General features: G+C 66.0%; 13 protein-coding genes. 7 read left to right on the forward strand and 6 right to left on the reverse strand.

Going from position 1 to position 12,820, the window contains the following annotated elements; all coding sequences use genetic code 11:
* Nucleotides 1-19 precede the first annotated feature (19 nt).
* The 5 genes from K289_RS0115000 to K289_RS0115020 form a co-directional block, all read right to left on the reverse strand.
* Nucleotides 20-763: a CoA transferase gene (locus tag K289_RS0115000; protein WP_027552276.1), complete on the reverse strand. Its 744-nt coding sequence runs from the start codon at nucleotides 761-763 to the stop codon at nucleotides 20-22.
* Nucleotides 764-767: 4 nt separating this feature from the next.
* Nucleotides 768-1,586, reverse strand: coding sequence for a CoA transferase subunit A (locus K289_RS0115005; RefSeq protein ID WP_027552277.1), 819 nt, complete (start codon nucleotides 1,584-1,586; stop codon nucleotides 768-770).
* 32 nt (nucleotides 1,587-1,618) lie between these two features.
* Nucleotides 1,619-2,932 (reverse strand): tetratricopeptide repeat protein, encoded by a 1,314-nt coding sequence (locus K289_RS0115010; RefSeq protein WP_027552278.1) that lies wholly within the window; start codon nucleotides 2,930-2,932, stop codon nucleotides 1,619-1,621.
* Nucleotides 2,933-2,947: 15 nt separating this feature from the next.
* The gene (locus tag K289_RS0115015; RefSeq protein ID WP_027552279.1) at nucleotides 2,948-3,958 is read right to left on the reverse strand and encodes an aldo/keto reductase; all 1,011 of its coding nucleotides are present in this window, start codon (nucleotides 3,956-3,958) and stop codon (nucleotides 2,948-2,950) included.
* A 183-nt stretch (nucleotides 3,959-4,141) separates the two neighbouring features.
* Nucleotides 4,142-4,567 carry a PaaI family thioesterase gene (locus tag K289_RS0115020; RefSeq protein ID WP_027552280.1) on the reverse strand — a complete coding sequence of 142 codons (426 nt, stop codon included), beginning with the start codon at nucleotides 4,565-4,567 and terminating at the stop codon, nucleotides 4,142-4,144.
* A 70-nt stretch (nucleotides 4,568-4,637) separates the two neighbouring features.
* Between K289_RS0115020 and K289_RS0115025 the strand changes: the two genes are divergently transcribed.
* Nucleotides 4,638-5,264: a CoA pyrophosphatase gene (locus K289_RS0115025; protein ID WP_035684759.1), complete on the forward strand. Its 627-nt coding sequence runs from the start codon at nucleotides 4,638-4,640 to the stop codon at nucleotides 5,262-5,264.
* Between the two features lie 55 nt (nucleotides 5,265-5,319).
* Nucleotides 5,320-6,537, forward strand: a complete 1,218-nt coding sequence (locus K289_RS0115030) for a hypothetical protein (protein ID WP_027552282.1) — start codon at nucleotides 5,320-5,322, stop codon at nucleotides 6,535-6,537.
* 155 nt (nucleotides 6,538-6,692) lie between these two features.
* Here the strand turns inward: K289_RS0115030 and K289_RS0115035 are convergent, their stop codons facing one another.
* Nucleotides 6,693-7,013 carry a hypothetical protein gene (locus K289_RS0115035; protein ID WP_027552283.1) on the reverse strand — a complete coding sequence of 107 codons (321 nt, stop codon included), beginning with the start codon at nucleotides 7,011-7,013 and terminating at the stop codon, nucleotides 6,693-6,695.
* 193 nt (nucleotides 7,014-7,206) lie between these two features.
* Between K289_RS0115035 and K289_RS0115040 the strand changes: the two genes are divergently transcribed.
* The 5 genes from K289_RS0115040 (at nucleotide 7,207) to K289_RS0115060 (ending at nucleotide 12,632) form a co-directional block, all read left to right on the forward strand.
* Nucleotides 7,207-7,686 (forward strand): hypothetical protein, encoded by a 480-nt coding sequence (locus tag K289_RS0115040; protein ID WP_027552284.1) that lies wholly within the window; start codon nucleotides 7,207-7,209, stop codon nucleotides 7,684-7,686.
* Nucleotides 7,687-8,238: 552 nt separating this feature from the next.
* Nucleotides 8,239-9,186, forward strand: a complete 948-nt coding sequence (locus K289_RS0115045; protein WP_027552285.1) for a TAXI family TRAP transporter solute-binding subunit — start codon at nucleotides 8,239-8,241, stop codon at nucleotides 9,184-9,186.
* A 136-nt stretch (nucleotides 9,187-9,322) separates the two neighbouring features.
* Complete coding sequence (locus K289_RS0115050; RefSeq protein WP_027552286.1) at nucleotides 9,323-11,434, forward strand: TRAP transporter permease; 2,112 nt, start codon at nucleotides 9,323-9,325, stop codon at nucleotides 11,432-11,434.
* Nucleotides 11,431-11,814 carry a DUF1850 domain-containing protein gene (locus tag K289_RS0115055; RefSeq protein WP_245283920.1) on the forward strand — a complete coding sequence of 128 codons (384 nt, stop codon included), beginning with the start codon at nucleotides 11,431-11,433 and terminating at the stop codon, nucleotides 11,812-11,814. The genes K289_RS0115050 and K289_RS0115055 overlap by 4 nt, the downstream gene beginning before the upstream one ends.
* Before the next feature lie 11 nt (nucleotides 11,815-11,825).
* On the forward strand, nucleotides 11,826-12,632 hold the full coding sequence (locus K289_RS0115060) for an SDR family NAD(P)-dependent oxidoreductase (RefSeq protein ID WP_027552288.1): 807 nt from the start codon (nucleotides 11,826-11,828) through the stop codon (nucleotides 12,630-12,632).
* Nucleotides 12,633-12,820 lie beyond the last annotated feature (188 nt).

Raw genomic sequence — 12,820 nt, forward strand, 5'->3', positions numbered from 1 at the left:
TGGCAGAGGCGGGCAGGGGTCACGCAGCCTGCTTCATCGTTCGCGCGAAGGCCGGATAAGTCTCGGCAAGGTCATCGAGAATTCGTCCGCGCAGCAGCGCCAGCGTTGCGGGATCGGGCCGCGGCGTCTCCCGAACCACCTCCGGCTCCGCATAGGAAAAGCCGGTGTTGTCCCTGATGTCGGCCGGGGTGAAGGGCGGATGCACCGAGCGCAGGGCAAAGCCGCCCGCCTCGCGGTCGAAATCGAACAGCGCCATGTTGGTCAGGAGCGCGTAGGGGCCGCCGCGGCGCGGGACCTCCGGCGTGATCGCCCGCGCGCTGACGAAATCGACCTTGGGCACGAACACGCGCGGCGAATGCTCCTCGCGAAACAGGATCACGCGCGGGATCAGGTGATAGAGATAGGCCGAGCCGAACGAGCCGGGCCAGCGCACGTCGGTTCGCGGATAGTCGCCGGTGCCGACCAGGTTGATGTTGCCCTCGCCGTCGATCTGGCCGCCGCCGAGGAAGAAGGCGTCGACGCGGCCCTGCGCCGCGCAGTCGAACAGCTCGATCCCGCCATTGGTGAAGAAGTTGTGCGCCTGCGATCCCAGGATCGAGATGCGCACCGGCGGCTTGCCGTCGCGTTCGTTGCGCGCGCGCAGCAGCATCGCGCCGGCCGCCGGGATCGGCGACGACGCGCCGACCGCGACGTGACGGATGCCGTCGAGCAGATCGGCGATGGTGGCGATGAGGATTTCGCGGCGCTCGCGTTCGGATGACATGGCGTCACGCCACCTGCTTGCGATGCGCCAGGAAGGTCGAGAGATAGGCCCGAAAACCCTCCTCGCTGCGCGCCATCGCTGCGTAGCGCGCGATCTCGGCCTCGTCGGCCGGATATTCGTCCCACAGCGCGACCGGCCAGGCGCCGCGCGCGGCGACCGCGATGCTGTCGACATAGAGCGAGGGCAAGACGCCCGCGGCGGAGTCTTCCGTTTCCAGCAGATTGCGGTCGACGATGCGCTCGACGGTGACCAGTGTTTTTCGCGCGGCATAGGCCATGGTCGCGAGCTCGCGGAGGCGGCCGATCCTGACGTTGCCGGCACGGTCGGCCTCGGGTGCATGGAACAGCGCGACGTCGGGCGTGATCGCCGGCACGACGACGACCTTGCGCGCCTCGCCGACCGGACTGTCGATCACCTTCCAGTCGGGGCGCACCTCGAGCAGGTCGCTACCGATGATGCCGGCGATCGGCATGAAGGGCACGCCGTGCTGCGCCGCCATGAGACCTGCGTGAATCGCGGGGCAGGTGGCATCGCGCAAGGTCAGGGAGCCGGCCCGGACGGCGGCGCCGAAGCGCGGCGCGCCACCGGCTTCGCCGAGCGAGATGGCGCTGGTCTCGAGCATGGCGACTGCGCCGGCACCGATCAGGAGATCGGCCTGCATGCCGCTGATGGGGACGCAGACCAGATGGAGGTTGTCGACGCCGGCCTCGATCAGCGCGGCGGTCGCGGCCATCGCGACGCCGGAGCGATCGACGGGAACGGCCAGCGTCTGTCCCGATGCGACGCGCGCGGCCAGCGCCTCCAGCGTAACGATCTCGGTCATGGCGTCCTCCGGTCTGTTTTCGTCATCCTGCCTCAAGCCATCGCCGTCTGCCAGCGCGTATCGCGCAAGGAAGGGCGGCGGTGCAGGCGGGTGTCGAGCAGAGCGCGGGCGCGGAGGAGGTCGCCACTGCGCATCAGCGCCACGATGAAAGTGTCCTCGATCAGCTCGCGCTGGGCGTGGCTGCCGCCGATGCGCACGACCTCGGCGATGACAGGCGCGAGCGTTTGCGCGCAGGTCCCATAATCCTCGTCCGCAAAGGCCTTCATCGCGCGGCAGATCGCGGGCACCACGGGACCGGCGGGAAGCTTGCCGTCGGCGAGCCGCTGCTCGATCACGGCCAACCGCGCGGCAAGCGCCTCGCGGCTTTGCGTTGCCGCGGCGAACAGCGCCATGTGAACGTCGGCGAACGGGATGCTCGATTTCGGGAACAGTTTTTGCGCGGCGGCGTCGGCCTCGGCCCAGAGCACCTGCGGCACGTTGTGGCCGTAAGCCGCGAGCCGCCACAGCAGCGAGGCGCCGTCGGTGATCACATTGAGCGGCGGCGCCCGCGTCGCCTGCGGCTGCAGCACGTCGGCATAGATCGCAAGCGCGCGCGCCGCATCGCCATGCTCGAGCGCGCCGAGCGCCTGGTGCCAGCGGATATGGCCGTGCAAGATGCCGGCGCGGTCGTAAGTCGGAATCCACTCGTCGACGAGACGATCGGCCTCGTCGATCGAGCCGTCCTCGAACATCGCATGCAGCACGGCGTGCGCGGCATGGGCGTTCTGCCGCCGCAACGCGAAGCCGCGCTCGGTGACGGGGCGGCCGCGCGCGACGTCGCCGTTCTCGGTCATGGCCCAGCCGTACAGCGTCAGGAACCACCAGTCCTCGCCATAATGCCTTGCGACGCGCTCGCACAGCTCCTGCCGAGCGCGGTCGTGATCGGCCATGCCGGAGAAGGCGAACAGGCCGAACGCGCCGAGCGGCAGCGACAGCACGACGGCATCGCGCGGCCAGCTCTCGATATGCTTCAACGTCGCCGCCAGCGCCTCGGGCGGCCGCCCCTCGACTGACAGCGCCAAGGTCTCGACATGCGAGCGCTCGCGCTCCGCCCCTCGCTTGGCTACGAGCGCGCGCGCTGCCGCCGCCTCCCGCCGCGCGAGATCGCCCTGCTGATAGAAGGCGTAGAGCCGCGCCCGCGCGATATGCGCCAGCGCGAAATCGGGGTCGGCTGCGATCGCGTGCTCCAGCGCCTCCGCCGCGCCGGTCCAGCCGGCGAGCATGAGGTCGACGCCCTCGCGATAGGCGGATGCCGCTTCATCCGAGTTGGTCGAGAGCGGCAGCCCGTAGCGATCCTCATGCGCCATCGTCGTCTCCCGCTTTCACGCCGTCCGTGCGCGCCGTCCTTCGATCGGATAGGCCGGATCGTTGTAGCCCGGCGTTGATGGATGGCCGGACGTCACCAGCGCGTCGATCAGCGCCTCGTCCTCGGCCGTGAAGCGATAGTCGAGCGCGCGGATATAGTCGTCCCACTGCTCCTCGGTGCGGGGGCCGGCGATGACGGAGCTGACGAAGGCGGAGTTCAGCACCCAGGCGACCGCGAACTGGCCGGCGGTGATGCCTTTCTTCTCGGCGTGGTTCTTGATCTGCTGCGCGAGCTGGAGCGATTCCGGCCGCCATTCGGTCTGCATCATACGGCTGTCATTGCGGCCCGCGCGCGTCTCCTTGTCCGGTGCGGCGTCGGGCCGGTATTTGCCGGTGAGCACGCCGCGCGCCAGCGGGCTATAGGGCACGATGCCGAGGCCGTAATAGCCGCAGGCCGGGAAATGCTCGACCTCCGGCATGCGGTTCATCGCGTTGTAATAGGGCTGGCTCACCGCGGGCCGGTCGATGCCGAGCCGGTCGCAGATGTTGCAGATCTCGGCGACACGCCAGGCGCGGTAGTTCGAGACGCCGAAATAGCGCACCTTGCCGGCGCGGATCAAATCGCCCATCGCGCGCACCGTCTCCTCCAGCGGCGTCGCATGGTCTTCCTTGTGCAGGTAGTAGATGTCGATGTGATCGGTGCCGAGCCGCCTCAGGCTTTCATCGGCCGCCTGCAACACCCAGCGCCGCGACAGTCCGACGCGATTGGGGTCCTTGCCCATGGGGTTGGCGAGTTTTGTGGCGAGCACCCAGGCATCGCGGTTGCTCGCGATCGCGCGTCCCACCACCTCTTCGGATGCGCCGTTCGAATAGGCATCCGCCGTGTCGATGAAGTTGATGCCGGCCTCGTGCGCTTTGGCGATGATCCGCCGCGAGTCCGCTTCATCCGTCGGCCCGCCGAACATCATCGTGCCGAGACAGATCGGCGACACTTTCAGGCCACTGCGGCCGAGCTGGCGGTATTGCATGGGCTATTCCTCAACGCTTGCGTTGGCGCCAGCATAACCGTCCCGCTCCGTCATTGCGAGCGCAGCGAAGCAATCCAGCAATACTTCCTGATGCGCGATTTCTCAGTTTTGTCGTCCTGGCTTTCGCCAGGACGACGGCGGGATTTTCGGTGGGCAGCGGTGGCAGCCTAACTGCGCAGTCCGCTACTCCGGCCCTTTCAATATCTTGAACACACCGTTCGCCATCACGATGCAGCGGTTGTCCACCGTGACTTCGGTGTTCATGAAGATGAGGCTGCGCGTCGAGCGGACCACGCGGGGGCGGGAGATCAGGAGGTCGCCGATCTTGCCGGCCTCGACGAAATGCGTGTCGAGCTGCACCGTCGCCATGAATTCCTTGCCCGAGACGTAGCGGGCGGTCATGCCGCAGGTGCGGTCGGCGAAGGTCATCATCACGCCGCCCTGGACCATGCCGCGGCGGTTGTGGTGCTTGTCCTCGGTGGCCAGCGCGAATTCGTAATGGCCTTCGACCTTGCGCTCCCAGAGCGGGCCGATCAGGTGCATGAAGCCCGTGGTCTCGAGGATGGTCCAGCCGTCCGATTTGAGCTTCGCGGCGGTCTTGTCGATCATCTGCTGGTCCATTCTTGCGTGGGCATCTGCCGTCATTTCATCAAGCGCGCTCCTGGTGTAGTCAAGCATCATGAGACCGTTCGACGATGCCACCAGGCGGAATATCGCGGCCGCCTGCGCAGCCTTCACGCGTCTGCCGGAGAATGCCGACCCGGCATCGCTCAAGCGCGCGGCGGTGGTGGTTGCGCTGACCGCGGCGCGCGACAGCGACGACACCGCCTTCCTGCTCACGAGGCGCGCATCACACCTGCGCGCGCATCGCGGGCAATGGGCGCTGCCAGGCGGACGCTGCGATGCCGGCGAAACGCCGGTTGAGGCGGCGCTGCGCGAGCTCGACGAGGAGCTGAACCTCAAGCTCGGGGCTGGCGAGGTGCTCGGCCAGCTCGACGACTATCCGACCCGCTCCGGCTATCTGATCACACCGGTCGTGGTCTGGGCCGCCGGCAGCGCCGCGATCAGGCCGAACCCCGATGAGGTCGCCTCCGTGCATCGCATCGCGCTCGCCACGATCGAGCGCGATGCTGCCTTCGACTTCGTCGCGATTCCCGAGAGCACGCGCCGTGTGATCCGCTTCCATCATCATGAGAGCCTGATCCACGCGCCGACCGCGGCCCTGATCTACCAGTTCCGCGAGGTGCTGGCGGGGCGCCAAACCCGCGTCAGCGATCTGGAACAGCCGGTATTCGCCTGGAAGTGACGATGGTAAACGCAGCGTTAACGTGACGGTTACCGGATGCTTGCTACAAGGGCGCATGCATCACATCCCGATTCGACGTGTCCTGAGGCTGGTTCCATTCGCGCTCGTCCTGCTCGCGCCCGCGGCGCCCGCCCAGGATTCTGCCGCGCTGCCGCCCGCCGTCAGCAATGCCAAAGCCCAGCTATTGTCGCAGTTTTTTGCGCAAGGCGGGGCGTCGTCTGCCGTGCTCGAATATCGCCGCAAGCTGCAGGAGTATCAGGAGGCGCGCGCCGCCTTTGATGCCGAGGCCGGCGCTTATTGGAGCCAGATCGCGGAGAAGCGGCGCACCCGCAACGCCAAGCGCCGCAGCGGGCAGCAGGTCACGCTCGACGATTATGTGCTGGAGCATCCGCCGCTCTATAACGGGCCGAAGCGGCCGGTGAACCCGGAGCCGGAGGAAACGCCGGAGCGCCCGGCCCGAAAGCCTATACCCGTGGTCGCCGATCTCCTGCGCGCGGCGCAGGAGCAATATCAGTTCACGCCACAGCGTCCGACCTCCGAGGTCGAGTTCAAGCGCGTCTATGCGCGCTACGCGCTCGCTTCAGGGCTTACGCGCGAGCAGGCCGTGCGGGTCTATTCGTTCGAGACCGGCGGCACCGGCAGTTACGACGTGCAGGCGGGAATCGAGCATGGCGGCAAGCGCGCGATCTCGACCGCGATTGGCTACAACCAGTTGCTGACGACCAACAGCGTCGAACTGCTGGCCGAGCAGGGCCACGAATTCATCCGTGCGCTCGGTGAGAAGGTGACGCAGACCTCGGGGCCGGCGCGCAAGTCGCTCGAGTACAAGCTCGCCGTGCTGAAGCGCATGGTGGCGCATGCGAAGTCGGTGCCCGACACCTGGTCGGAGCACGAGAAGATCGGCAACACCGCGCAGGGCTGGGCCATGCATGCGATGGTGCTCGACATCGACGTCGGCCCGATGCTGCAGACTCACAAGCTGCTGACGTCGGTGCTGTTCGCCCGCGCCAAGGGCTATAATCGCCCGCTCTCCGCCGCCGAGCTCGAGATGATGAACCTCACCGGCGATGGCACCGGGCTCGACATGGTGACCATGCCGCAGGCGATGCGCGAGCAGGTGCCGACCTCGAATTTCTTCCAGCGCGGCGGCTACGAGCGCAATCCGGTCGCGATCCGCCACAACACCGTGGCGAAGCTGCTCGCGGTGACGGATGCGCGGATGGACAGCAACAGCAGCAATGGTGGCGCGCGGGAGCTGGCGGGGGCGTTCTAGCCAATCGCGGGCTGCCGTAGGGTGGGTTAGCGCAGCGTAACCCACCAAGTCTGCATCGGCGGAAGCTGAAGTGGTGGGTTACGCCGAGAGCGGACTGCGCTTCGCGCAGCCGCAGGACTAACCCACCCTACTGCTCCGAATAGGCGCCGGCGTCCCTACTGATCCGGCCCGAACTTGAACTTGCCGTCGCCCTCGAGATACGGGCCGGTGCGCATGTAGAGCTGGCCGTTGTGGCCGATGAAGAACAGCGTGCCCTTCGGCACCTTCTTGGCGCCCTTCAGGAGCTCGCCGGCATTGCTGGTGCCCATCCTGTAGGAAAAGGTCTTGCCGTCCTTGTCATAGGCATAGCCCATGTCGGGCTTCAGCTCCCACGGCGTCGCCGCGGTCTGCGCGAAGGCCGGCGCTGTGAATGCGCCGAGCACCGCTGCGATTGCAAATGTCTTCGTTGCGAATGTCTTCGTTGAAAATGCCATCATCCATCCTCCCCTTAATCGGGGCTAGCAGGCTTGAACAAATCACGAACGGCGTTTTCGGGTCAATCTGCGATCTGCACCGCGGCGCATCACGTCTTGCCCAGCAGTTTGTGATTTTCCCTTCGTCCCCGCGCGACTATGTTCCGCTTTCAGTCTAGAACGCAACTCGACAAAAAGATTGGTGGGGGTGATTCGAATGCGTCACGTCATGAAAATTTGTTCGGCCGCTGCGCTGTCGCTGGTGACGTCCGAGCCGGCCGCCTGGGCCGACGATTTCCAGCTCAGCCACAACCAGAGGATTTCCTGCAGCCGTGGCCTTGCCCCGGGCAAGCTCAACACCGCGACCTGCAGGTCCTACACGTATCTCTTCAATACCAAGACCTCGGAATATTTCCGCTGCCAGGTCTCGCTCGCGCTGACCCGCGACAACAAGGAAGTGATCAACGTGCAGACCGACGGCGGCTGCACCAAAAAGCAGCGCATCTTCGAGACCGACGGACATTACGATTTCGACGCGACCGAGACCGAGCCGCCGAACACCAACTCGTTCTTCGGTCCCGGCGGCTATTCGGTCTGGGCCGCCGACGTCACCACGCAGAAGGTCCGCGGCTGCATCATCATCTCCTCCGGCCTCGGCTCCGACATCTCCAAGTGCCTGGATATGACCTTCCAGTGACGGTGCGCTCCCTCCCCCGCTTGCGGGCAGGGCGCATATGCCCTGGTGGCGCGAAAGCGCTCGGCCTTCATGGTTCGAGACGCGCCGTAAGGCGGCGCTCCTCACCATGAGGGTCTAAGAAAGACCTCATCCTGAGGAGCCCGCCAAAAGCGGGCGTCTCGAAGGATGGGCCGCAAGGAGGCTGCCTGCCAAACTCTCTCTCATATGCGATTGCCCTGCGCTTGCGGGGGAGGGTTGGGAGAGGGTGCATCCGCAATGAGACAATCCCCAAGCGGAGGGAGCCCTCACCCGGCGCTTCGCCATCGCCGAGGCTTTGCCGCGGCGTCTCTGCCTCTCCCGCAAGCGGGAGACGTCGCACCGAGCCAGTGGCGCGAGTGAATGATCGTCACGTGAGCTGGCTTGATCTAGCTGCGCCACGTCGCCGCACCTGCCGGGTTCCACCAAGGTCGAGCCAAAATAGCCGCTTCCCGCAGCCCTGTTTTGCCTTTTGGATGGGTTGACCCGCTTCCCCCGTCCGGCCAATTTCGCCGCCGTTTGGGGAGTTCAGAAATCATGAAATTGAAGTTTTTCGGCGTTGCCGCGGCTCTTGCTCTGGCGGCGTCGGCACCTCGCGCGCATGCGCAGTCGTTCATCAACGTCCTGACCGGCGGCACCTCCGGCGTCTACTATCCGCTCGGGGTCGCGATCGGGAAGATCTACGGCGACAAGATTCCGAACGTGAAGACGCAGGTGCAGGCCACCAAGGCGTCGGTCGAAAACCTCATCCTGCTGCAGCAGGGCCGCGGCGAGCTGGCGTTCACGCTGGGTGACTCGCTGAAAGCGGCCTGGGAGGGCGAGGAGGAAGCCGGCTTCAAGAACAAGCTCGACAAGCTGCGCACCATCGGGGCGATCTATCCGAACTACATCCAGATCGTTGCGACCGCCGAGTCCGGCATCAAGACGCTGGCGGACCTCAAGGGCAAGAGCCTGTCGGTCGGCGCGCCGAAGTCCGGAACCGAGCTCAATTCGCGCGCGATCCTCGCCGCTGCCGGCATGACCTACAAGGATCTCGGCAAGGTCGAATATCTGCCGTTCGCCGAATCCGTCGACCTCATGAAGAACCGGCAGCTCGCTGCCACGCTGCAATCGGCCGGCCTCGGTGTTGCCTCGCTGAAGGATCTCTCGACCTCGAGCCCGATCACGGTCGTGGCGGTGCCGAAGGAGACCGTCGACAAGATCGGGCCGCCCTTCATCTCGGCGATCATTCCGGCCAACACCTATACCGGCCAGGACAAGGACGTGCCGACCGCGGCCGTGGTCAACTATCTCGTGACGAGCTCGGCGGTGTCGGACGATCTCGCCTATCAGATGACCAAGCTGATCTACGAGTCGCTCCCCGAGCTCGCCAACGCGCATGCCGCCGGCAAGGAGATCAAGCTCGAGACCGCCGCCAGCGGCAGCCCGGTTCCGCTGCATCCCGGCGCGATCCGCTATTACAAGGAAAAGGGCCTGATCAAGTAAGGCCGGCTTTCTCCGTTGAACGTCATGCCCGGGGCAAAAGCGCGAAGCGCGTCTTCGCGCAGATGTCCCGGGCATGACGGCTCGGATGAATCGTGCCAATGCTATAGATGTGCAGGGTGGGACTGGGGCGAATTGGATGCTGGAAAAGGCAGAGGGCGCAGAAGCGCCCATCAAGGTTGAATTCGACAATTTCGAGCATGGTTTTCCGGAAGGGTTCGGCCCGGGCTGGTGGGGCAATCTCGCCTACTGGATCGGCATCGCTTTCGCCTCGTTCCAGCTCTATGTCGCCGCCTTCAACTACCTGCCGAGCCAGGTGGTGCGCGGCGTCCACGTCGGCTTCCTCATCCTGCTCACCTTCGGCCTGATCGCCAACTTCACCGCCAAGAGCGATTTCGGTCGCGCGCTCGGCTGGCTTGTCGGCGGCGCCGGCTTCCTCTGCGGGCTCTACCAGTGGATCTTCTACGCCGACCTGATAGCGCGCGACGGCGATCCGACGCGGCTCGATCTCGCCGTCGGCACGCTGCTCGCGGTGCTGATCTTCGAGGGCACGCGGCGCCTGATGGGTGCGGCGCTGCCGCTGATGTGCGGCGCGTGTCTGGTCTATTGGTTCTTTGGCCAATATTTGCCGTCGCCGCTCAACCATCGCGGCTATGACTTCGACCAGATCGTCACGCATCTGTCGTTCGGCACCGAAGGCTTTTACGGCGTGCCGATCTACGTCTCGGCGACCTACATCTTCCTGTTCATCCTGTTCGGCTCGTTCCTGGAGCGCGCCGGCATGATCCAGCTCTTTACGGATGTCTCGCTCGGCCTGTTCGGCCGCACCCGCGGCGGTCCGGCGAAAGTCGCGGTGTTCGCCTCGGGCATGATGGGCACGATCTCCGGCTCCGGTGTCGCCAACGTCGTCACCGTCGGCCAGTTCACGATCCCGCTGATGATCAAGTTCGGCTACCGCCGCGCCTTCGCGGCCGGCGTCGAAGCCACTGCGTCGATGGGCGGACAGATCATGCCGCCGGTGATGGGCGCGGTCGCCTTCATCATGGCGGAGACGCTCGGCGTCCAATACTCCGAGATCGTCAAAGCCGCTGCGATCCCAGCCATTCTCTATTTCGCTTCCGCGTTCTGGATGGTGCATCTGGAAGCCGGCAAATATGGCCTTGTCGGCATGAAGCGTTCGGAGATCCCGAGCGCCTGGAAGGCGCTGGTGACGCGCTGGTATCTCGTGCTGCCGCTCGCGGCTCTCGTCTACATGCTGTTCGAAGGCTTTACGCCGCTCTATGCCGGCAGCATGGGCCTCGCGCTCACGGTGACGCTGATCCTCGGGGCCAGCATCACAGCGGGCGCCCCCTCGATGGTCATCCGCTACATCTTCTGGATCGGGCTCGCGCTCGTCGTCGCCGCGCTGTCGCGTGACGGCCTGCAGATCGTGCCGGTCGCGAGCGTCGTCGTCGGGCTGATCGTGCTCACGGCGTTCGTGCGCGGCGGCCTTGCGGCCTTGCGCGCCTGCCGCGATGCTTTGGCCGAGAGTGCGAAATCCGCCATCACCGTCGGCATGGCCTGCGCCATCGTCGGCGTCATCATCGGCATGATGTCGCAGACCGGCGTCGGCACCATCTTCGGCAGCTGGGTGATCGGGCTCGGGGAGAAGAGCCTGTTCCTGGCGCTGATCATGACTATGCTGCTGTCGATCCTGCTCGGCACCGGCATCCCGACGATCCCGACCTACATCATCACCGCGGCGCTCGCCGCGCCCGCGCTCGCCAAGCTCGGCGTGCCGCTGATCGCGAGCCACATGTTCGCGTTCTACTACGGCATCATGGCCGACCTCTCGCCGCCGGTCGCGCTGGCCGCGCTTGCGGCGGCGCCGATCGCGAAGGAGAATCCGGACAAGATCGGCTGGGAGGCGATGCGCATCGCGCTCGCCGGCTACGTCATCCCCTTCATCTTCGTCTATTCGCCCGCCCTGATGCTGCAGGCCGGAGATCCCTTGGCCGCGCAACTCGGCTTCTACGGCGCGGTGGCGCTGGCGACCTTCAAGGCGCTGGTCGCGATCGGCCTGTTCGGAATGGTGGCGATCGGCTTCCTGTTCACGCGGCTGACGCTGGTCGAACGCGCGGCCGCGCTCGGCGCCGCGCTCTGCCTGCTCGGTGACTTCCCGTTCAGCGACACTGCTGGCTTCGTGCTCTCTGCGGCGCTCATGCTGTGGCAGTGGCGGCAGCGGCCGCCGGCAGTGGTCGAGGCGGTGTGAGCCTCTGCTTTGCCACAGCGGGCGGCGTGAAGGCGCTGGCGCTGACCGCCTTCACGCTTGCCTGGACGCATTCGATCGAGAAGATCGAATGGCAGGAGGACTGGCGCGTCACGCCGGCCGGTCTCGAGCTGGTGCAGGCACGGGTGAAGGGCACGGGCGCCGGCATGGAGCCGCCGCCGCAAGCCCGGCTCGTCGACGGCTGGTTTCAGTGGCAGCCGAAACGCGCACCCATGCAGGAGGTCGTGCTCGGCAATTCCGGCGCCGCCGGCGAATGGCGGTTGTGCCATGATGGCGCCTGCCAGACATTGTCGGAGATCATCGGGCATCCGATCGGTGCTAACGTCACCAGGATGAGCATCTGCGAACAACAACAGCAATAAGGGAGACCACGATGGATCGGCTCAAGGGCAAGGTTGCGATGGTGGTTGGCGCCGGCTCGATCGGGCCGGGATGGGGCAACGGCAAGGCGACCGCCGTGACCTTTGCGCGCGAGGGCGCGCAGGTGTTTTGCGTCGACCGCAACGGCGCGGCCGCGGAGGAGACCGCGAAGATCATCGCGGACGAGGGCGGCAAGGCGACCGCGTTCACGGCTGACGTGTCGCGCGCGAGCGAGATCGAGGCGATGGTCGCGGCGTGCCTGAAGGCTTACGGCCGTATCGACGTGCTCGACAACAATGTCGGCATCGCCGAGATGGGCAGCGTGGTCGAGGTGACCGAGGAGAGCTGGGATCGCGTCTTCAGCGTCAACCTCAAGAGCGCCTATTTCGCCATGAAGCACGTCATCCCCGTGATGGTGAAGCAGGGCGGCGGCACGATCATCAACATCTCCTCGATCGCCTCGATCCGCCACATGGGCATCTCCTACGTCACCTACGGCACCTCGAAGGCGGCGATGAACCAGATGACCCGCACCACCGCGATCGAGTTCGCGCGCCACCATGTGCGCGTCAACGCGATCCTGCCCGGTCTGATGAAGACGCCGATGGTCGCGCATTCCGCAGGCCTCGCGTCGAGCTACGCCAAGGGCGATGTCGAAGCGATGTGGCGCGCCCGCGACGCCCAGGTGCCGATGGGCCACATGGGCGACGCCTGGGACGTCGCGAATGCGGCGCTGTTCCTGGCCTCGGACGAGTCGAAATACGTGACGGGGATCGAGCTGGTGGTGGACGGCGGGATCACGTGCAAGGCGGGGGCGTAGACGGCGCCGCATTTTCCGCCGTCGTCCCGGGGCGCGCGTAACGCCAGCCCCGGAGCCATAACCCCAGGGAGCAGTTGTGGCGCGAGACTGATAACCACGAGCCTTCGCCAAACTCGATCCTGTGGCGATGGGTCCCGGATCGGCGCTCCGCGTCGCTGCGCTTGTCCGGGACGACGGCGGAGATTGTG

It is taken from the genome of Bradyrhizobium sp. Cp5.3 (assembly GCF_000426265.1).
In the GTDB taxonomy this organism is placed as follows: domain Bacteria; phylum Pseudomonadota; class Alphaproteobacteria; order Rhizobiales; family Xanthobacteraceae; genus Bradyrhizobium; species Bradyrhizobium neotropicale.

Bases quoted from the DNA above. Each gene is read 5' to 3' on its own strand.
- K289_RS0115000 (WP_027552276.1), bottom strand. From the start codon at position 763: ATGTCATCCGAACGCGAGCGCCGCGAAATCCTCATCGCCACCATCGCC.
- K289_RS0115005 (WP_027552277.1), bottom strand. From the start codon at position 1,586: ATGACCGAGATCGTTACGCTGGAGGCGCTGGCCGCGCGCGTCGCATCG.
- K289_RS0115010 (WP_027552278.1), bottom strand. From the start codon at position 2,932: ATGGCGCATGAGGATCGCTACGGGCTGCCGCTCTCGACCAACTCGGAT.
- K289_RS0115015 (WP_027552279.1), bottom strand. From the start codon at position 3,958: ATGCAATACCGCCAGCTCGGCCGCAGTGGCCTGAAAGTGTCGCCGATC.
- K289_RS0115020 (WP_027552280.1), bottom strand. From the start codon at position 4,567: ATGATCGACAAGACCGCCGCGAAGCTCAAATCGGACGGCTGGACCATC.
- K289_RS0115025 (WP_035684759.1), top strand. From the start codon at position 4,638: ATGAGACCGTTCGACGATGCCACCAGGCGGAATATCGCGGCCGCCTGC.
- K289_RS0115030 (WP_027552282.1), top strand. From the start codon at position 5,320: ATGCATCACATCCCGATTCGACGTGTCCTGAGGCTGGTTCCATTCGCG.
- K289_RS0115035 (WP_027552283.1), bottom strand. From the start codon at position 7,013: ATGATGGCATTTTCAACGAAGACATTCGCAACGAAGACATTTGCAATC.
- K289_RS0115040 (WP_027552284.1), top strand. From the start codon at position 7,207: ATGCGTCACGTCATGAAAATTTGTTCGGCCGCTGCGCTGTCGCTGGTG.
- K289_RS0115045 (WP_027552285.1), top strand. From the start codon at position 8,239: ATGAAATTGAAGTTTTTCGGCGTTGCCGCGGCTCTTGCTCTGGCGGCG.
- K289_RS0115050 (WP_027552286.1), top strand. From the start codon at position 9,323: ATGCTGGAAAAGGCAGAGGGCGCAGAAGCGCCCATCAAGGTTGAATTC.
- K289_RS0115060 (WP_027552288.1), top strand. From the start codon at position 11,826: ATGGATCGGCTCAAGGGCAAGGTTGCGATGGTGGTTGGCGCCGGCTCG.